Source organism: Streptomyces sp. NPDC007164 (genome assembly GCF_040634135.1).
Lineage (GTDB): Bacteria > Actinomycetota > Actinomycetes > Streptomycetales > Streptomycetaceae > Streptomyces > Streptomyces sanglieri.
This window is the reverse complement of the sequence record NZ_JBEYFB010000002.1, coordinates 141,134-159,527: the sequence shown is the minus strand read 5'-3', so window position 1 is coordinate 159,527 and position 18,394 is coordinate 141,134. Positions and strand designations below refer to the sequence as shown.

16 protein-coding genes are annotated in these 18,394 nt (G+C 70.1%); 13 read left to right on the top strand and 3 right to left on the bottom strand.

The annotated features are described in order from the left end of the window. Positions 1-132 precede the first annotated feature (132 nt). Complete coding sequence (locus tag ABZ622_RS05240) at positions 133-1,143, top strand: TerC family protein (RefSeq protein WP_360540551.1); 1,011 nt, start codon at positions 133-135, stop codon at positions 1,141-1,143. Between the two features lie 52 nt (positions 1,144-1,195). Here the strand turns inward: ABZ622_RS05240 and ABZ622_RS05235 are convergent, their stop codons facing one another. Both ABZ622_RS05235 and ABZ622_RS05230 read right to left on the bottom strand, forming a co-directional pair. Continuing rightward, positions 1,196-1,852 (bottom strand): MBL fold metallo-hydrolase, encoded by a 657-nt coding sequence (locus tag ABZ622_RS05235; protein ID WP_360540549.1) that lies wholly within the window; start codon positions 1,850-1,852, stop codon positions 1,196-1,198. 10 nt (positions 1,853-1,862) lie between these two features. Next, the gene (locus ABZ622_RS05230; protein WP_360540547.1) at positions 1,863-2,552 is read right to left on the bottom strand and encodes a maleylpyruvate isomerase family mycothiol-dependent enzyme; all 690 of its coding nucleotides are present in this window, start codon (positions 2,550-2,552) and stop codon (positions 1,863-1,865) included. A gap of 175 nt (positions 2,553-2,727) precedes the next feature. Between ABZ622_RS05230 and uvrA the strand changes: the two genes are divergently transcribed. Then, positions 2,728-5,808 carry an excinuclease ABC subunit UvrA gene (gene uvrA / locus ABZ622_RS05225; RefSeq protein WP_360540545.1) on the top strand — a complete coding sequence of 1,027 codons (3,081 nt, stop codon included), beginning with the start codon at positions 2,728-2,730 and terminating at the stop codon, positions 5,806-5,808. Positions 5,809-6,057: 249 nt separating this feature from the next. Continuing rightward, positions 6,058-6,486 (top strand): Rieske (2Fe-2S) protein, encoded by a 429-nt coding sequence (locus ABZ622_RS05220; RefSeq protein WP_360540543.1) that lies wholly within the window; start codon positions 6,058-6,060, stop codon positions 6,484-6,486. 33 nt (positions 6,487-6,519) lie between these two features. On the opposite strand, the gene ABZ622_RS05215 is transcribed toward ABZ622_RS05220, so the two are convergent. After that, positions 6,520-7,446 (bottom strand): hypothetical protein, encoded by a 927-nt coding sequence (locus ABZ622_RS05215; protein WP_360541011.1) that lies wholly within the window; start codon positions 7,444-7,446, stop codon positions 6,520-6,522. 229 nt (positions 7,447-7,675) lie between these two features. Between ABZ622_RS05215 and ABZ622_RS05210 the strand changes: the two genes are divergently transcribed. The 10 genes from ABZ622_RS05210 (at position 7,676) to secG (ending at position 18,288) form a co-directional block, all read left to right on the top strand. Further along, complete coding sequence (locus ABZ622_RS05210; protein ID WP_360540541.1) at positions 7,676-8,317, top strand: papain-like cysteine protease family protein; 642 nt, start codon at positions 7,676-7,678, stop codon at positions 8,315-8,317. 4 nt (positions 8,318-8,321) lie between these two features. Then, positions 8,322-9,260: a hypothetical protein gene (locus tag ABZ622_RS05205; RefSeq protein WP_360540539.1), complete on the top strand. Its 939-nt coding sequence runs from the start codon at positions 8,322-8,324 to the stop codon at positions 9,258-9,260. 117 nt (positions 9,261-9,377) lie between these two features. Continuing rightward, positions 9,378-11,495 carry an excinuclease ABC subunit UvrC gene (gene uvrC / locus ABZ622_RS05200; RefSeq protein WP_360540537.1) on the top strand — a complete coding sequence of 706 codons (2,118 nt, stop codon included), beginning with the start codon at positions 9,378-9,380 and terminating at the stop codon, positions 11,493-11,495. Continuing rightward, positions 11,492-12,481, top strand: coding sequence for an RNase adapter RapZ (rapZ, locus tag ABZ622_RS05195; RefSeq protein ID WP_360540535.1), 990 nt, complete (start codon positions 11,492-11,494; stop codon positions 12,479-12,481). The genes uvrC and rapZ overlap by 4 nt, the downstream gene beginning before the upstream one ends. After that, a complete protein-coding gene (yvcK, locus tag ABZ622_RS05190; protein ID WP_360540533.1) occupies positions 12,478-13,527 on the top strand; it encodes a uridine diphosphate-N-acetylglucosamine-binding protein YvcK in 1,050 nt (349 codons plus the stop codon). The genes rapZ and yvcK overlap by 4 nt, the downstream gene beginning before the upstream one ends. Then, positions 13,518-14,507, top strand: a complete 990-nt coding sequence (gene whiA / locus ABZ622_RS05185; protein WP_259929390.1) for a DNA-binding protein WhiA — start codon at positions 13,518-13,520, stop codon at positions 14,505-14,507. Before yvcK ends, whiA begins: the two co-directional genes overlap by 10 nt. A 261-nt stretch (positions 14,508-14,768) precedes the next feature. Beyond that, positions 14,769-15,779, top strand: a complete 1,011-nt coding sequence (gene gap, locus ABZ622_RS05180; RefSeq protein ID WP_266916638.1) for a type I glyceraldehyde-3-phosphate dehydrogenase — start codon at positions 14,769-14,771, stop codon at positions 15,777-15,779. A gap of 162 nt (positions 15,780-15,941) precedes the next feature. Further along, complete coding sequence (locus ABZ622_RS05175) at positions 15,942-17,153, top strand: phosphoglycerate kinase (protein WP_360540530.1); 1,212 nt, start codon at positions 15,942-15,944, stop codon at positions 17,151-17,153. A 6-nt stretch (positions 17,154-17,159) separates the two neighbouring features. After that, positions 17,160-17,936 (top strand): triose-phosphate isomerase, encoded by a 777-nt coding sequence (gene tpiA / locus ABZ622_RS05170; protein WP_124718314.1) that lies wholly within the window; start codon positions 17,160-17,162, stop codon positions 17,934-17,936. A gap of 115 nt (positions 17,937-18,051) precedes the next feature. After that, positions 18,052-18,288, top strand: a complete 237-nt coding sequence (gene secG, locus ABZ622_RS05165; RefSeq protein ID WP_069172160.1) for a preprotein translocase subunit SecG — start codon at positions 18,052-18,054, stop codon at positions 18,286-18,288. Positions 18,289-18,394 lie beyond the last annotated feature (106 nt).

Here is an 18,394-nt window from a genome sequence, read left to right as displayed (position 1 = left end):
CGTACCCGTCAATACGGACCGTGACCGGTCCCGGGGCGCCGGCCCGTGGTGCGCAGCCCGCGCGCCCGGGTGGAAGAGACCTCCGGCAGCGACGACGCTGATCAGTAGCCGTAGCGAACTGCCGGAGGCGCAGTGGACGTTTCGTGGACCCTCTGGGTGCTGACCATTCTTGGTCTGTCAGCCCTTATCGCCGTCGACTTCTTCATCGGGCGCAAGCCCCATGACGTGACGACAAAGGAAGCCGGAATCTGGACGATCGTCTGGATCGCGCTGGCCGCCCTCTTCGGGCTCGGCCTGCTGGTCTTCGGTGAGGGCCAGGCCTCGGGCGAGTTCTTCGCCGGCTTCATCACCGAGAAGTCGCTCAGTGTCGACAACCTCTTCGTCTTCGTCCTGATCATGGCGAAGTTCTCGGTGCCCTCGCACCTCCAGCAACGGGTGCTGCTGGTCGGTGTGCTGATCGCGCTGGTGCTGCGGGCGATCTTCATCGCCGCCGGTGCCGCCGTGATCGCCAACTTCTCGTGGGTCTTCTACATCTTCGGCGCGTTCCTGATCTACACCGCCTGGAAGCTCATCCAGGAGGCGCGGGCCGACGAGGAAGAGGAGGAGTTCGAGGAGAACCGTCTCCTCAAGACGATCGAGCGCCGCTTCGGGGTGGCCGACCGCTACCACGGCACCAAGCTCTTCATCCGGAACAACGGCAAGCGCGTCCTGACACCGCTGATGGTCGTCATGCTCGCCATCGGCACCACCGATGTGCTGTTCGCCCTGGACTCCATCCCGGCGATCTTCGGTCTGACCCAGGACCCGTACATCGTCTTCACCGCCAACGCCTTCGCCCTGATGGGGCTGCGGCAGCTGTACTTCCTGATCGGCGGGCTGCTGAAGAAGCTGGTCCACCTCAGCTACGGGCTCTCGGTCATCCTCGGCTTCATCGGGGTGAAGCTGGTGCTGCACGCACTGCACGAGTCCGGAGTGCACGTCCCCGAGATCTCCATCCCGGTGTCGCTCGGCGTCATCTGCGGCGTGCTGGTGATCACCACGATCACCAGCCTCGTCGCCAACAAGAAGCAGGCACAGGCGGACGCCGCCGCGGAAGCGGCGAAGGCCGACGACGCGGACAAGGGCGCCGACATAGAGGCCTGAGCGGGGGCGGGGGTACGGGTGCGCGGATCACGCGCCCGTACCCCCGCCGTCGTCACCAGCCCCGGGCGCGCCACTCCGGCAGCTGCGGGCGCTCGTCGCCGAGAGTGGTGTCGTGGCCGTGGCCCGGGTAGACCCAGGTCTCGTCGGGCAGCGGGTCGAAGAGCCTGGTCTCCACGTCGTGCAGCAGACTCACGAACGCCTCGGGGTCCTTGAACGTGTTGCCGATCCCGCCGGGGAAGAGGCAGTCCCCGGTGAACAGGTGCGGAGCGCCGTGCGGGTCGTCGTAGACGAGCGCGATCGAGCCCGGGGTGTGGCCCGTCAGGTGGCGGGCGGTCAGCGCGACCTGCCCGACGCGGATCGTGTCGCCGTCCTCGACGAGCACATCCGTCGGGACCGGGATGCCCTCGGCGTCGTACCGCCCCGCGTAGGTGCGGGCCCCGGTGGCCGCCACCACCTCGCCCAGCGCCTGCCAGTGGTCGCCGTGCCGGTGAGTGGTGACGACGGACACGATGCCGTCGTCACCGATCAGTCGCAGCAGCGTCCCGGCCTCGGCGGCCGCGTCGATCAGCAGCTGCTCGCCGGTGGCCCGGCAGCGCAGCAGATAGGCGTTGTTGTTCATCGGGCCGACGGCGACCTTGGAGATCATCAGATCCGTCAACTCGTGTACGTCCGCACGCCCGCCGACCTTGACCGCTCCGCTGTACGTCATGACTCTCAGCCTATAGCGGGGGCAGCGCGGGCAGGGGCCCGCCTTCGACGGTCAGGGCGGAGCCGTCCCGCCGCCCGCTGAGCCAGCCCAGCAGCTCGGGCGCCGTGCCGCGGACCACGACGGCCCCGCCCTCCGCGCCGCCACCGGTCGTCCAGAGCCGGCCCGTGCTGTCGGTCACATCCGTCGAGACGACCGCGGGGTGCCCGGCGAACCGCTCGGTCAGGAAGTCGATCTCCCGGGCGGTGAACTCGTCGGACAGGTCCTCCAGCTCGTAGCCGATTCCGAGGTCGACATGGTGCAGCTCGACCTCGACGCGGCGGCGGAAGGGGATCCGGGAGGCCGAGTCGGTCACGCCGTTGCGCAGCTCGACCGTGCGCGACCAGTCGGCCGGGGCCGCGGCGGCGTCCTCGAAGCGGGCCGCGCTCCCGGCCAGGTCGGCCAGCTGTTCGGCCTGCGGCCGGGGTGCGCCGCGCTCGATGTCGCGGTCGCGGGTTTCGCTGTCTGCGTACATGGGGCGGCCCTGGAGAACATTTACGAGCGCGTCGGCGTTACGAGAGAGGTGCGCAACGACATGGCCCCGGCTCCAGCTCGGCAATCGCGATGGCTGGGTGAGCGCGTCGGCGTCCAATTTTTCGGTGGCGCTGAGCAGCCGATCGGTTGCTTCACGTACGGCGTCCAGGTCGCGCGCATGATCAATCATGAGGCTGAGCCTAGCCTCGCCACTCATTCGGGTGAAGGAGTCCATGGCCGTCCATAAATCGAATGTGCGTGCTATACGCTCGGGGTTGAAAGCTTCGTACATCGCTGTGGCGCCCCCCATACCCTGGGACAGGGGCTCAGTTCCCCCATTTCTCTCCAGAAAGGTGCGGACCGGCGTGGCCGACCGTCTCATCGTCCGTGGCGCTCGCGAGCACAACCTCAAGAACGTCTCGCTCGACCTCCCGCGCGACTCCCTCATCGTCTTCACCGGGCTCTCCGGGTCGGGCAAGTCGTCTCTCGCGTTCGACACGATTTTCGCCGAGGGCCAGCGACGCTACGTGGAGTCCCTCTCCTCGTACGCCCGCCAGTTCCTCGGCCAGATGGACAAGCCGGATGTCGACTTCATCGAGGGCCTCTCGCCCGCTGTCTCCATCGACCAGAAGTCGACCTCGCGCAATCCGCGCTCGACGGTCGGCACCATCACCGAGGTCTACGACTACCTCAGGCTGCTCTTCGCCCGGATCGGCAAGCCGCACTGCCCGGAGTGCCGCCGGCCCATCTCGCGCCAGTCGCCGCAGGCGATCGTCGACAAGGTGCTCGGTCTGCCCGAGGGCAGCCGCTTCCAGGTGCTCTCGCCACTGGTGCGTGAGCGCAAGGGCGAGTTCGTCGACCTCTTCGCCGATCTGCAGACCAAGGGCTACAGCAGGGCCCGGGTCGACGGCGAGACCATCCAGCTCTCCGAGCCGCCCAAGCTGAAGAAGCAGGAGAAGCACACCATCGAGGTGGTCATCGACCGCCTCACGGTGAAGGACAGCGCCAAGCGCCGGCTGACCGACTCGGTCGAGACCGCGCTCGGGCTCTCCGGCGGCATGGTCGTGCTCGACTTCGTCGACCTCCCCGAGGACGACCCCGAGCGTGAGCGGATGTACTCCGAGCACCTCTACTGCCCTTACGACGACCTCTCCTTCGAGGAGCTCGAACCGCGCTCCTTCTCCTTCAACTCGCCCTTCGGCGCCTGCCCCGACTGCACGGGCATCGGCACCCGGATGGAGGTCGACCCGGAGCTGATCGTCCCCGACGAGGAGAAGTCGCTCGACGAGGGCGCGATCCACCCCTGGTCGCACGGCCACACCAAGGAGTACTTCGGCAGGCAGATCAGCGCCCTTGCCGACGCCCTCGGATTCCGTACGGACATCCCCTGGGCCGGGCTGCCGCAGCGTGCCAGGAAGGCCCTGCTCCACGGCCACAAGATCCAGACCGAGGTCCGCTACCGCAACCGCTACGGGCGGGAGCGCGCGTACACCACGCCCGCCTTCGAAGGCGCGGTGCAGTTCGTCAAGCGGCGGCACTCCGACGCCGAGAGCGACTCCAGCCGGGAGCGCTTCGAGGGCTACATGCGCGAGGTGCCCTGCCCGACCTGTGAGGGCACCAGGCTCAAGCCGATCGTCCTCGCGGTGACGGTGATGGAGAAGTCCATCGCCCAGGTCGCCGCGATGTCGATCAGCGAGTGCGCCGAGTTCCTCGGCCGGATGAAGCTCAACGCCCGTGACAAGAAGATCGCCGAGCGGGTGCTGAAGGAGGTCAACGAGCGGCTGAAGTTCCTCGTCGACGTCGGCCTCGACTACCTCTCGCTCAACCGCGCGGCCGGCACCCTGTCCGGCGGCGAGGCCCAGCGCATCCGGCTCGCCACCCAGATCGGTTCCGGCCTGGTCGGCGTGCTGTACGTGCTGGACGAGCCGTCCATCGGCCTGCACCAGCGGGACAACCACCGGCTGATCGAGACCCTGGTCCGGCTCCGCGACATGGGCAACACGCTCATCGTCGTCGAGCACGACGAGGACACCATCAAGGTCGCCGACTGGGTCGTCGACATCGGCCCCGGCGCCGGTGAGCACGGCGGCAAGGTGGTCCACTCCGGATCGCTCAAGGAGCTGCTGGCCAACGGGGAGTCGATCACCGGCCAGTATCTGACCGGCAAGAAGCAGATCCCGATGCCGGACATCCGGCGCCCCGTCGACCCGCAGCGCAGGCTCACCGTGCACGGCGCCCGGGAGAACAACCTCCAGGACATCGACGTCTCCTTCCCGCTCGGCCTGCTCACGGCCGTCACGGGCGTCTCGGGTTCGGGCAAGTCGACGCTGGTCAACGACATCCTCTACACCCACCTGGCGCGCGAGCTGAACGGCGCCAAGTCGGTCCCCGGCCGGCACACCCGGGTCGACGGCGACGACCTGGTCGACAAGGTCGTGCACGTCGACCAGTCGCCCATCGGCCGGACCCCCCGGTCCAACCCGGCCACGTACACTGGCGTCTTCGACCACGTCCGCAAGCTGTTCGCGGAGACGATGGAGGCGAAGGTGCGCGGCTATCTGCCGGGCCGCTTCTCCTTCAACGTCAAGGGCGGCCGCTGCGAGAACTGCTCCGGCGACGGCACGATCAAGATCGAGATGAACTTCCTGCCGGACGTGTACGTCCCGTGCGAGGTCTGCCACGGAGCGCGCTACAACCGGGAGACCCTGGAGGTCCACTACAAGGGCAAGTCCATCGCCGAGGTGCTGGACATGCCGATCGAGGAGGGCCTGGAGTTCTTCGAGGCCGTCCCGACGATCGCCCGCCACCTCCGCACGCTCAACGAGGTGGGTCTCGGATATGTGCGGCTCGGCCAGTCCGCGCCGACCCTCTCCGGCGGTGAGGCGCAGCGCGTGAAGCTCGCCAGCGAGCTCCAGAAGCGCTCCACCGGCCGCACGGTCTACGTCCTGGACGAGCCGACCACGGGTCTGCATTTCGAGGACATCAGCAAGCTCATCAAGGTGCTCTCCGGGCTGGTCGACAAGGGCAACTCGGTGATCGTCATCGAGCACAACCTCGATGTGATCAAGACCGCGGACTGGGTCATCGACATGGGCCCCGAAGGCGGCAGCGGCGGTGGCCTGGTCATCGCCGAGGGCACTCCGGAGCAGGTCGCCGGGGCTCCGGCCAGCCACACCGGCAAGTTCCTCCAGGGCATCCTGGACCCGGAGCGGGTGAGCGAGGCCGCGGTGCCCGCGGCCCGCAAGCCGGTGCGGAAGGCGGCCGCGAAGAAGGCGGTCGCCGCGAAGTCGGCCCCGGCCAGGAAGACGGCCACGGCCCGGACGAGCACGGACCGGACCGCGAAGTCCGCCACGGCGGCCAGGGCTGCCGGGACCGCGGGGACCGCCAAGACGGCTGCGGCGAAAAAGCCCGCGGCGAAGAAGGCGACCCGCACGCGCAAGGCCTGACGAAAGGCCCCAGGGCGGAACAATGCGGCGGCTCCCGGATCCCCGGGGGCCGCCGCCCCCGTTTCTCCGCCATGCCCGAGCCGCTGACCAGGGACGACCGGCCTCGGGTGGCCCGGCCGCAGGGCCGTCCGGCTCCGCCGGTATCGTCGGTTCTGTCACCGATGGCGCCGATGCCCGCGGTACTGCTGGTACTCGCGGTGCCTCAGCCTTGTCCGGTGCCCATCCGCCCCTCCGACCAGTGGAGACCGCATGTCCGGCCAGCCCGCCGCCCGCCGTACCGTGCTGAAGGGTGCCGCTCTCGCCGGCGCCGCCGGGCTGGGAGTGGCCGCCTGCTCGACCGAATCGAAGCTCGGCCACGCCGAGACGCCGACGCCGACCGCCCCCGTCGAGCTCGGCGCACCGGACGACATCCCGGTCGGCGGATCCAAGCTCTTCCGCAACGAGCGGGTCATCGTGAACTGCCCGGCCAAGGGCCAGTACAAGGCGTTCAGCGCCCAGTGCACCCACGCGGGCTGTCTGCTGGACAAGGTCGAGGACAACGTGGGGACGTGCCCCTGCCACGGCAGCCACTTCGACACGACGACCGGCAAGGCGATGCACGGCCCGGCGACCGCGCCGCTGCCCGCGGTCCCGGTCCGGGTCGAGGGCGGCCGGCTGGTCGCGGGCCCCGACGCCTGACACCGGCCGGCGAGACACCGGCCGGGGGCGGACTCACTCCCAGTCCCAGTCGATGCCGACCAGACCGGACCGTACGCCCTGCTCCACCAGGTGGACGGTCCGGTGCCGGCCAGTCAGCGTGAGGTCCGTGCGGGCGCCGCGCGGCGCCCCCGCCGAGACCTGGGCGAAGCGCCGGCACCGTACCGGCAGCGCGGCCTCGTCGAAGGCCACCTGGAGCACGTACTGCCCACCGCCGAAGCTGAACCCCCGCACGTACTCGCCGCTCGGCCCTCCCGTGCCGTCGTCGAAGCCGTAGCCGAAGAGGTAGGTGTCACCCGCCCTCAGCCGGGTGTCGAAGAGCAGCTCCGCGACGAGGACCCCCGTACCGCGGTCCCAGCGGACCCGCCCCGTCCGGCAGTTCTCCCCGGCCGTCACCGTCACCCGCGCCGGATCGCAGCCCGGATCGCCCCGATGGACGGCGAGATAGCGGTCGACGTCGTCCCGGTGGGCGCGCACCACATGCTGCGACTCGCGCTGCCGCAGCTCCCGGCCGGGACCGATCCGCACCCGCTCGTGGTGCCCCACCGTGTGCAGCCCACCGTCCACCGGCGATCCCATGGCCGCGAGCAGCCGTTCCACGGCGCCGGACGACTCCATCAGGGAACGGTACGAACGCGCGGCCGGACGGTCGGCCTCCGGGCGGGTGCTCCCGCTTCCGAGTAACCGGAGCAGCGAGTTCCCCGGCAGCTCCAGCACTTCCTCCAGCGCCTTCACGGCCCGCAGGGACTCGGCGCGCTGCGGGCGTCTGGCCCCCTGCTGCCAGTAACTCAGGCTCGTCACCCCGACCTTGACGCCGCGGTGCGCGAGATGGTGCTGCACCCGCTGGAGCGGCAGCCCCCGCACCGAGAGCGCGGTGCGCAGCGCCAGATGGAACGGGCCGGTGTGCAGCACCTGTGCCAGTTCGGCCTCGGTGTGCCGCATGGGGTCCTCCAGGTGAACGTTCACGACGCGGGTCGGGGGGACCGCGTCGGTGGGGGTGGTGCCGCAGGTGGCCGGGGCACGGCCGTTCACGTATCCGCCACGCCGTTCACACCGCGATGTTCCCCCGCATTGAAGCGTGTTGACCCGTCCCCGACAACGGTTGATGCTCCTCGGACAGCGTCCGGACGCGCTCCTGTGATCCCACACCCCCCGCCTCGGGAGGAACGTCATGCGTATCCGAAGAATTCGAACGGGACGGCTCCCGGCCCTGGCCGCGCTGGCCGCCGTACTCCTCGCCGTGCCGACGGCGACCGCCTCGGCGGCCCCGGCCCCGGCTCCGGCGGCCGCACGGGCCGCCGCCGCGACCGGTGCGGCCGCCGGTGGTCTCGCCGCGACCCAGCGGCTGAACATCACCATGCAGGCCCAGCAGAAGACCAACTGGTGCTGGGCGGCGTCCGGCAACACCATCGCCACCTGGTTCGGCCGCAACTACTCGCAGAACCAGTTCTGCAATGCCGCCTTCGGCCGGGCACAGGGCTACGAGTGCCCCAACTCGCAGGCCACGCTGGGCAATGTCCAGGACGGTCTGTACTGGGCCGGCGTCAACCCCGGTTCGTACGTCACCGGCTGGCTGCGCTACCCGACCGTCCAGGCCGAGATCGCCGCGGGCCGCCCCGTCGAGACCCGCATCCAGTGGTCGTCGGGCGGCGGTCACATGCATGTCCTGTACGGCTACGACGACTCCGACAGCTGGGTCTACTGGGGCGATCCCTGGCCCTCCAACAACCGCTACAACTGGGCCTCGCACGACTGGTACGTGAACAACAACGAGTTCTCCTGGACCCACTCGCTCTACCGGATCGGGGCGTGACGGAATGATCCCCAGCACCGCACGCACCGCATACCACTCAGGAACCGCACACCACTCAGACACTGTCCGCCACTCAGGCACCGCACGTCACTCACGGACCGCCGGCACCGCCCGGTCCGCGGCCGCGTCCCTGGCCGCCACCGGCATCCTGACCGGCGCCGCGCTGCTGACCGTCGCCGCCCCCGGGGCGGCCGCCGCCACCGGACCCACCGCCGGCCCGGCCGCCCTGGCGGCCGCCCGGCACGCGGCCGCCGAACCCGCGACCCTGGACACCCTGGCCCGGTTCTTCGCCCGCGAGGGCGCGGTCACCAGGTCGGCGGCCGCACCGCGCATCGAGGGCGCGGCCGTCCCCGTGAACACCCTCGATCCGGACTTCGTGGCCGGGAAGCCGGGAGCGCCCGTCGCCAGGCTGGACTACCTCGCCACCACGGCCGTCTCCTCGGACGGCCAGAAGGCCTCCCTGTGGGCCCTTCCGAAGGAAGGGAGGGACGGCGGCTGGCAGGTGGTGAACATCGCCAGCGGCGACGACGAGACGCGGTACGCGGCCGAGGGCACCCGCAGGCTCCCCGGCGGGACCGTCTTCCGTGAGCCGCAGACCGACGCCTGGTTCGTCCAGAAGGGGACGAAGGTGCTCCCGCTGGACCGGGACGCGGTCCGCGCGGTCGGCGCCCGCGGCACCACGCTGGCCGCCTACCGCGCCCGGGTGCGCGCCGCCTACGGCGACAAGCTCCCCGGCTCCGGATACGCCCGCTCCGGCAAGGCGGGCGGCTACGCCCCGCCCGCCGCCGCCCCCGCCACCGAGCCCCGGACGGTCGCCGCGAGCACCGCGTCCGGCACGGCGCTGACCGCCACCTCGGCCGCCGCCGGAGCGGGCGCCCTCGTCGTGCTCGCCCTCAGTGGTCTCACCGTGCTGCGCAACCGTCGCCGCAGGGAGAGCCCGTGACCGGCGGCGGCACCCGCTGACCCGTGCTCCGGGGCGCGCTCCCGCGATCCGCGCCCCGGAGCACGGCACCACTTCCGGGCGGCCGCACTGTCACCGCCCGCAAGTAGGGTGGGACACATGGCAGACCCCTCCAGCTACCGCCCCAAGCCGGGACAGATCCCCGACTCCCCGGGGGTCTACAAATTCCGCGACGAACACCGCCGGGTGATCTACGTCGGAAAGGCCAAGAACCTGCGCCAGCGCCTGGCCAATTACTTCCAGGACCTGGCCGCGCTCCACCCGCGTACGCGCACGATGGTCACCACGGCCGCCTCGGTGGAATGGACGGTCGTCTCCACGGAGGTCGAGGCCCTCCAGCTGGAGTACTCCTGGATCAAGGAGTTCGACCCCCGGTTCAACGTCAAGTACCGCGACGACAAGAGCTATCCGTACCTCGCGGTCACGCTGAACGAGGAGTTCCCCCGGGTCCAGGTGATGCGCGGAGCCAAGAAGAAGGGCGTGCGCTACTTCGGCCCGTACGGACACGCCTGGGCGATCCGCGAGACGGTCGACCTGATGCTCCGGGTCTTCCCGGTGCGCACCTGCTCCGCCGGCGTCTTCAAGAACGCCGCCAGGACCGGCCGCCCCTGCCTCCTCGGCTACATCGGCAAGTGCTCGGCCCCCTGCGTGGGCCGCGTCACCCCCGAGGAACACCGCGAACTGGCCGACGACTTCTGCGACTTCATGGCCGGCCGGACCGGTACGTACATCCGCCGCCTGGAGAAGGACATGATGGCGGCGGCCGAGGAGATGGAGTACGAGCGGGCGGCCCGGCTCCGTGACGACGTGGAGGCCCTCAAGCGCGCCATGGAGAAGAGCGCCGTCGTGCTGGCCGACGCCACCGACGCCGACCTGATCGCGGTGGCCGAGGACGAGCTCGAAGCCGCGGTCCAGATCTTCCACGTGCGCGGCGGCCGGGTGCGCGGCCAGCGCGGCTGGGTCACCGACAAGGTCGAGAACGTCGACACCTCGGGCCTGGTCGAGCACGCCCTCCAGCAGCTGTACGGCGAGGAGACGGGCGACTCGGTCCCCAAGGAGGTCCTCGTCCCGGCCCTGCCCGAGGACCCGGACGCGGTCTCCCAGTGGCTCGCAGGCCGCCGGGGCTCCCAGGTCAGCCTGCGCATCCCGCAGCGCGGCGACAAGAAGGACCTGATGGCGACGGTCCAGCGCAACGCCCTGCAGGCCCTGGGGCTGCACAAGACCAAGCGCGCCTCCGACCTGACCACTCGCTCCCGCGCCCTGGAGGAGATCGCGGAGGCGCTCGGTCTCGACACCGCCCCGCTGCGCATCGAGTGCTTCGACATCTCGCACCTCCAGGGCGACGATGTGGTCGCCTCCATGGTCGTCTTCGAGGACGGTCTCGCCCGCAAGAGCGAGTACCGCCGCTTCCAGATCAAGGGCTTCGAGGGCCAGGACGACGTCCGCTCTATGCACGAGGTGATCGGCCGCCGCTTCAAGCGGTACCTCCAGGAGAAGGAACGTACGGGGGAGTGGGAGGAGACCCCCGCCCCGACCGGACCGGTCCCGGCGCCACAGGACGCCGCCACCGCTCCCGTCCCCGGCACCGTCGCTCCCGCCCTCGGCACCGTCGCTCCGGCTCCCGGCACCACCGATCCCGCCCCTGGCACCACCGATCCCGACCCGGACGCCGAGCCCCGTGAGGACGACGGGCGCCCCAAGCGGTTCGCCTATCCGCCGCAGCTCGTCGTGGTCGACGGCGGCCAGCCGCAGGTCGCCGCCGCCAAGCGCGCCCTCGACGAGCTGGGGATCGACGACATCGCCGTCTGCGGCCTCGCCAAGCGCCTCGAAGAGGTATGGCTGCCCGATGACGACGACCCCGTGGTCCTGCCCCGCTCCAGCGAGGGCCTCTACCTCCTCCAGCGCGTCCGCGACGAGGCCCACCGCTTCGCGATCACGTACCAGCGTGCCAAGCGGGCCAAACGGATCCGCGCCAGCCCCCTGGACGCCGTCACCGGTCTCGGCGAAACCCGGAAACAGGCGTTGATCAAGCATTTCGGCTCCGTGAAAAAGCTGAAGCAGGCGACAATCGACGAGATCTGCGAGGTTCCGGGGATAGGCCGCAGAACGGCGGAATCAGTGGCCGTCGCCCTCGCGTCGGCCGCCCCGGCCACGCCCGCCGTGAACACGGCGACAGGAGAGATCATTGAAGAGGACGACGGGGGCAGCACGACATGACCGAGCGTGAGAACGAGCAAGAAGTCGGGCACGGGCAGGAAGCCGTGCCCGACGGCACCGACCGAGCAGACGGAGCGGCACAAGTGAGTACGGCCACCACGAACGAGACGGGCGACGGGCCCGCGACCATCCCCGAGCTGGTCATCATCTCGGGGATGTCGGGCGCCGGGCGCAGCACGGCGGCCAAGTGTCTGGAGGACCTCGGCTGGTTCGTCGTCGACAACCTGCCGCCCGCGCTGATCCCCACCATGGTGGAGCTCGGCGCCCGCTCGCAGGGCAACGTGGCGCGGATCGCCGTCGTCGTCGATGTCCGGGGGCGCCGCTTCTTCGACAATCTCCGCGAGTCCCTCGCCGACCTGGAGGCCAAGCACGTCACCCGGCGGATCGTCTTCCTGGAGTCCTCCGACGACGCCCTGGTCCGCCGCTTCGAATCGGTCCGCCGCCCGCACCCGCTCCAGGGCGACGGCCGGATCGTCGACGGCATCGCCGCCGAGCGCGACCTGCTGCGCGAGCTGCGCGGCGACGCCGACCTGGTGATCGACACCTCCAGTCTCAACGTGCACGAACTGCGCGCCAAGATGGACGCCCAGTTCGCCGGCGACGAGGAGCCGGAGCTGCGCGCCACGGTGATGTCGTTCGGCTTCAAGTACGGCCTGCCGGTCGACGCCGACCTGGTCGTCGACTGCCGCTTCCTGCCCAACCCGCACTGGGTCCCCGAGCTGCGCCCCTTCACCGGTCTCAACGAGGAGGTGTCCGCGTACGTCTTCGACCAGCCCGGTGCCAAGGAGTTCCTCAACCAGTACACCGAGCTGCTCCAGCTCATCGCCGCCGGATACCGCCGCGAGGGCAAGCGCTACGTGACCATCGCCGTCGGCTGCACCGGCGGCAAGCACCGCTCGGTCGCCATGTCCGAGAAGCTGGCCGCCCGGCTCGCGACCGAAGGCATCGAGACCGTCCTCGTCCACCGGGACATGGGGCGCGAGTGACCAGCCGCAACCTGCGCCTGCGGCGGCTGCGCAGAGCCACCTCCGCGCTGTCCGGCTCCGGGCTGTCCGGCCGCAAGCGCGGCGCGCAGCCCAAGGTCGTCGCCCTCGGCGGCGGCATGGGCCTGTCCGCGTCGCTCGCGTCGCTCCGCCGGATCACCGGCGATCTCACCGCCGTGGTCACCGTCGCCGACGACGGCGGCTCCAGCGGCCGGCTCCGCGAAGAGCTCGGCGTGCTGCCGCCCGGCGACCTGCGCAAGGCGCTCGCCGCCCTGTGCGGTGACGACGACTGGGGCCAGACCTGGGCCCGGGTGATCCAGCACCGCTTCCAGTCCAAGGGCGATCTGCACGAGCACGCGGTCGGCAATCTGCTGATCGTCGCCCTCTGGGAGCAGCTCGGCGACCATGTCCAGGCGCTCGACCTGGTCGGCAAGCTCCTCGGGGCGCACGGCCGGGTGCTCCCCATGTCCGCCGTGCCGCTGGAGCTCCAGGCGCTGGTGCGGGGCCACGACCCGGCCCGCCCGGACGACGTGGACACCGTGCGCGGACAGGCCACCGTGGCGCTCACCCCCGGCGAGGTGCAGTCCGTGCACCTCGTCCCGCACGACCCGCCCGCCGTCCCCGAGGCCGTCGCCGCGGTCCTCGACGCCGACTGGGTGGTGCTCGGCCCGGGATCCTGGTTCTCCTCCGTGATCCCGCACCTGCTCGTCCCCGAACTGCTCGACGCACTCGTCGAGACCAAGGCCCGCAAGGTCCTCTCGCTCAACCTCGCACCGCAACCCGGTGAAACTGATGGCTTCTCCCCGCAGCGTCATTTGGAGGTTTTGGGACGACACGCCCCTAAACTCGCCCTGGACGTGGTGCTGGCCGACGAAGCCGCTGTGCCCGATCGTGAGTCCCTCGCCGACGCCGCCAAGCGGCTCGGCGCCGCGGTCGAGCTGGCGCCGGTGGCATCGCCCGACGGCGTTCCGATCCATGATCCGGAGCTGTTGGCCGCCGCGTACGACCGTATTTTTCGGATGCATGGAAGGATCGGCCCATGGCGATGACGCCCGCGGTGAAGGACGAAATCTCTCGGCTTCCCGTGACCCGGACCTGCTGCAGGAAGGCAGAAGTCTCGGCGATTCTTCGGTTCGCGGGTGGGCTGCACCTGGTGAGCGGCCGGATTGTGATCGAGGCGGAGCTGGACACCGCGATGGCGGCGCGCCGGCTGAAGCGGGACATTCTCGAAATCTTCGGGCACAGCTCGGAGCTGATCGTGATGGCGCCCGGCGGTCTGCGGCGCAGCTCCCGCTACGTCGTACGGGTGGTGGCCGGCGGCGACCAGCTGGCCCGCCAGACCGGCCTGGTGGATGGTCGCGGCCGCCCCATCCGCGGGCTGCCCCCGCAGGTGGTCTCGGGGGCCACCTGCGACGCCGAGGCGGCCTGGCGCGGGGCGTTCCTCGCGCACGGCTCGCTCACCGAGCCCGGCCGCTCCTCGTCGCTGGAGGTGACCTGCCCGGGCCCGGAGGCGGCGCTCGCCCTGGTCGGCGCGGCCCGCAGGCTCTCCATCGCGGCCAAGGCCCGCGAGGTGCGCGGGGTGGACCGGGTCGTCGTCCGCGACGGCGACGCGATCGGCGCCCTGCTCACCCGGCTCGGCGCCCATGAGTCGGTGCTGGCCTGGGAGGAGCGGCGGATGCGCCGCGAGGTCCGCGCCACGGCCAACCGGCTCGCCAACTTCGACGACGCCAACCTGCGCCGCTCCGCCCGGGCCGCGGTCGCCGCGGGCGCCCGGGTCGGCCGCGCGCTGGAGATCCTGGGCGAGGAGGTGCCCGAGCACCTCGCGGCCGCCGGACGGCTGCGCATGGAGCACAAACAGGCCTCCCTGGAGGAGCTGGGCGCGCTCGCCGACCCGCCGCTGACCAAGGACGCGGTCGCCGGCCGGATCCGCCGGCTGCTGGCGATGGCCGACAAGCGGGCCCAGGACCTGGGCATCCCCGGCACCGAATCCACCCTCGGCGAGGAGCTCGCAGACGGCCTGGTGGGCTGACCCCCGACGGCCGTCGAAACCGGCCGGATTCCGGACTCGCCGACCCCTCCGGGGTGTTGACGCTCCGTAATCGTCGCTGCGTGTACGGCCGGGTATCCGGAGGCCCGTACTCCTACCGAGGAGTACGGGCCGCGGTGCTTCGTACGGCCCCGCTCGATGTCACCCCGCGGCCGTCGGAGAGGTAGGGTCGGAGGCGGTCGGGGACATCTCATACAACTCGCCGGGGTGAAAACCCCGCGTACCTAACGAGGAGATCGGTTCGTGACGATCCGCGTAGGCATCAACGGCTTTGGCCGCATCGGTCGTAACTACTTCCGCGCGCTGCTGGAGCAGGGTGCGGACATCGAGATCGTGGCTGTCAACGACCTGGGTGACACCGCGACCACGGCCCACCTGCTGAAGTACGACACCATTCTGGGTCGTCTCAAGGCAGAGGTCAGCCACACCGCCGACACCATCACCGTCGATGGTCACACGATCAAGGTGCTCTCCGAGCGCAACCCGGCCGACATCCCCTGGGGTGAGCTGGGCGTCGACATCGTCATCGAGTCGACCGGCATCTTCACGAAGAAGGCCGACGCCGAGAAGCACATCGCCGGCGGCGCCAAGAAGGTCCTCATCTCGGCTCCGGCCAAGGGCGAGGACATCACCATCGTGATGGGCGTCAACCAGGACAAGTACGACGCGGCCAACCACCACGTCATCTCCAACGCGTCCTGCACGACCAACTGTGTCGCACCGATGGCGAAGGTTCTGGACGAGAACTTCGGCATCGTCAAGGGCCTGATGACGACGGTCCACGCGTACACGAACGACCAGCGCATCCTGGACTTCCCGCACTCGGACCTGCGCCGCGCCCGCGCCGCCGCCGAGAACATCATCCCGACCACCACCGGTGCCGCCAAGGCCACCGCCCTGGTGCTCCCGCAGCTGAAGGGCAAGCTGGACGGCATCGCCATGCGCGTCCCGGTCCCGACCGGCTCGGCCACCGACCTGGTCGTCGAGCTCCAGCGCGAGGTCACCAAGGACGAGGTCAACGCCGCGTTCAAGAAGGCCGCCGACGACGGCGACCTCAAGGGCATCCTGTACTACACCGAGGACGCGATCGTGTCGTCGGACATCGTCGGCGACCCGGCGTCCTGCACCTTCGACTCCTCGCTGACCATGGTTCAGGAGGGCAAGTCGGTGAAGATCCTCGGCTGGTACGACAACGAGTGGGGTTACTCCAACCGCCTCGTCGACCTGACCGTCTTCGTCGGCAACCAGCTCTGACCGTCGAGCCGGCAGGCACCCGGGGCCTCTCGTTCGGATCATGCCGGGGTCGGCCCGATCCGAACGGAAGACCCAAGATGTGAGCACGGGGCTCGAACAGCGCAACGTCGCGCCGTTCGGGCCCCGTCGCATGCTCTCCCGCCCTCCAAGGAGTCCAGCAAGATGAAGACGATCGACGAACTGATCGCCGAAGGGGTCACCGGCAAGCGCGTATTCGTCCGCGCCGACCTCAACGTGCCGCTCAGCGGCACCACCATCACCGACGACGGCCGGATCCGGGCCGTCCAGCCGACCGTGGAGAAGCTCGTCGCGGCCGGCGCGCGGGTCGTCGTCGCCTCGCACCTGGGCCGCCCCAAGGGTGCTCCGGACCCCGCCTTCTCCCTGGCGCCCGCCGCCGCCCGCCTCGGTGAACTCATCGGCGCCGACGTGGCGTTCGCGACCGACACGGTCGGCGAGTCCGCCCGCGCCACGGTCGCCGGGCTCGCTGACGGCCAGGTCGCCGTCCTGGAGAACCTCCGCTTCAACCCCGGCGAGACGTCCAAGGACGACGCCGAGCGCGGCGCGTTCGCCGACCAGCTGGCCGAACTCGCCGACCTGTACGTGGGCGACGGCTTCGGCGCCGTGCACCGCAAGCACGCCTCGGTCTTCGACCTCCCGGCCCGGCTGCCGCACGCCGCCGGTGACCTGATCGCCACCGAGGTCGGCGTCCTGAAGAAGCTCACCGAGAACGTCGAGCGTCCCTACGCCGTGGTGCTCGGCGGCTCCAAGGTCTCCGACAAGCTCGGCGTCATCGACCACCTCCTGGAGCGCGCCGACCGCATCCTGATCGGCGGCGGCATGGCGTACACCTTCCTCAAGGCCCAGGGGCACGAGGTCGGCAGCTCGCTGCTCCAGGAGGACCAGATCCCGGTGGTGCTGGAGTACCTCAAGCGCGCCGAGGACAAGGGTGTGGAGTTCGTGCTCCCCGTCGACGTCGTGGTCTCCGAGCAGTTCCCGGACCTCAGGGCCAAGGCCCCGACCGAGCACCGCACCGTGCCCGCGGACGCCATGCCGGCCGGCTTCATCGGCCTGGACAACGGCCCCGAGACCAACCAGCTGTACGCATCGAAGCTCGCCGACGCGGCCACCGTCTTCTGGAACGGCCCGATGGGCGTCTTCGAGCACCCCGACTACGCCGAGGGCACCCGGGCCGTCGCTCAGGCCCTCGTCGACTCCTCGGGCTTCAGCGTCGTCGGCGGTGGCGACTCCGCCGCGGCCGTCCGCACCCTGGGCTTCGACGAGAACGCGTTCGGACACATCTCGACCGGTGGCGGTGCCAGCCTCGAATACCTCGAGGGCAAGACGCTTCCCGGCCTCGCCGCACTGGAGGACTGACCTTTCATGACCACTCGCACCCCGCTGATGGCGGGCAACTGGAAGATGAACCTCAACCACCTTGAGGCCATCGCACACACCCAGAAGCTCGGCTTCGCGCTGAGCGACAAGGACTACGACGCCGTCGAGGTCGCCGTCCTGCCGCCCTTCACCGACCTGCGCTCCGTGCAGACCCTGGTCGAGGGCGACAAGCTGAAGATCAAGTACGGCGCCCAGGACATCTCGGCGCACGACTCCGGCGCGTACACCGGTGAGATCTCCGGCCCGATGCTGACCAAGCTGCGCTGCACCTACGTCGCCGTCGGCCACAGCGAGCGCCGTCAGTACCACGGTGAGACCGACGAGATCTGCAACGCCAAGGTGAAGGCCGCGTACAAGCACGGCCTGACCCCGATCCTCTGCATCGGCGAGGGACTGGACGTCCGCAAGGCCGGTGACCAGGTCTCCTACACCCTCGCGCAGCTCGACGGCGGTCTGAAGGACGTTCCGGCCGAGCAGGCCGAGTCCATCGTGATCGCGTACGAGCCGGTCTGGGCCATCGGCACCGGCGAGGTCGCCACCCCCGAGGACGCCCAGGAGGTCTGCGGTGCGATTCGCGGCCGGCTGGCCGAACTGTACTCACAGGAGCTGGCCGACGGCGTCCGCATCCAGTACGGCGGCTCGGTGAAGTCCGGCAATGTCGCCGCGATCATGGCGCAGCCCGACGTGGACGGTGCACTGGTCGGCGGTGCCGCGCTGGACGCCGACGAGTTCGTCAAGATCGTCCGCTTCCGCGACCAGTGAGTATGCGGTAGCGCGGATCCGTCGTACCCTTGCGGGGGCCGCGGAGGGTGTAGCCTCCCGGCCCCCGTTTTCAGCACATGCAGTCCAGAGGAATTCCGGAAAGTAGGGACCAGCCGTGATTTTGGCGTTCGAGATCGCCCTGATCGTCTTCAGCCTGCTGCTGATGCTGCTGGTGCTGATGCACAAGGGAAAGGGCGGCGGCCTCTCCGACATGTTCGGTGGCGGCATGCAGTCGTCGGTCGGTGGCTCCTCGGTCGCCGAGCGCAACCTCGACCGGATCACCGTGGTCGTCGGTCTGGCATGGTTCGCGTGCATCGTGGTGCTTGGTCTGCTTATCAAGCTGGACAGCTGACCCGTCGTACGCGATTCCCGGTGACGGTGTAACTCCTTTCACTGGACGCGCGTTGGGCCTTACGTAGACTGGGGCATCTTCGAGCACCATCACGCAGGGAGTTACG

Excerpts from the sequence above, each read along its gene's own strand:
- ABZ622_RS05235 (WP_360540549.1), bottom strand. The coding sequence starts at position 1,852 with ATGACGTACAGCGGAGCGGTCAAGGTCGGCGGGCGTGCGGACGTACAC.
- ABZ622_RS05230 (WP_360540547.1), bottom strand. The coding sequence starts at position 2,552 with ATGATTGATCATGCGCGCGACCTGGACGCCGTACGTGAAGCAACCGAT.
- ABZ622_RS05220 (WP_360540543.1), top strand. The coding sequence starts at position 6,058 with ATGTCCGGCCAGCCCGCCGCCCGCCGTACCGTGCTGAAGGGTGCCGCT.
- ABZ622_RS05215 (WP_360541011.1), bottom strand. The coding sequence starts at position 7,446 with ATGCGGCACACCGAGGCCGAACTGGCACAGGTGCTGCACACCGGCCCG.
- ABZ622_RS05210 (WP_360540541.1), top strand. The coding sequence starts at position 7,676 with ATGCGTATCCGAAGAATTCGAACGGGACGGCTCCCGGCCCTGGCCGCG.
- ABZ622_RS05205 (WP_360540539.1), top strand. The coding sequence starts at position 8,322 with ATGATCCCCAGCACCGCACGCACCGCATACCACTCAGGAACCGCACAC.
- uvrC (WP_360540537.1), top strand. The coding sequence starts at position 9,378 with ATGGCAGACCCCTCCAGCTACCGCCCCAAGCCGGGACAGATCCCCGAC.
- rapZ (WP_360540535.1), top strand. The coding sequence starts at position 11,492 with ATGACCGAGCGTGAGAACGAGCAAGAAGTCGGGCACGGGCAGGAAGCC.
- whiA (WP_259929390.1), top strand. The coding sequence starts at position 13,518 with ATGGCGATGACGCCCGCGGTGAAGGACGAAATCTCTCGGCTTCCCGTG.
- ABZ622_RS05175 (WP_360540530.1), top strand. The coding sequence starts at position 15,942 with ATGAAGACGATCGACGAACTGATCGCCGAAGGGGTCACCGGCAAGCGC.
- tpiA (WP_124718314.1), top strand. The coding sequence starts at position 17,160 with ATGACCACTCGCACCCCGCTGATGGCGGGCAACTGGAAGATGAACCTC.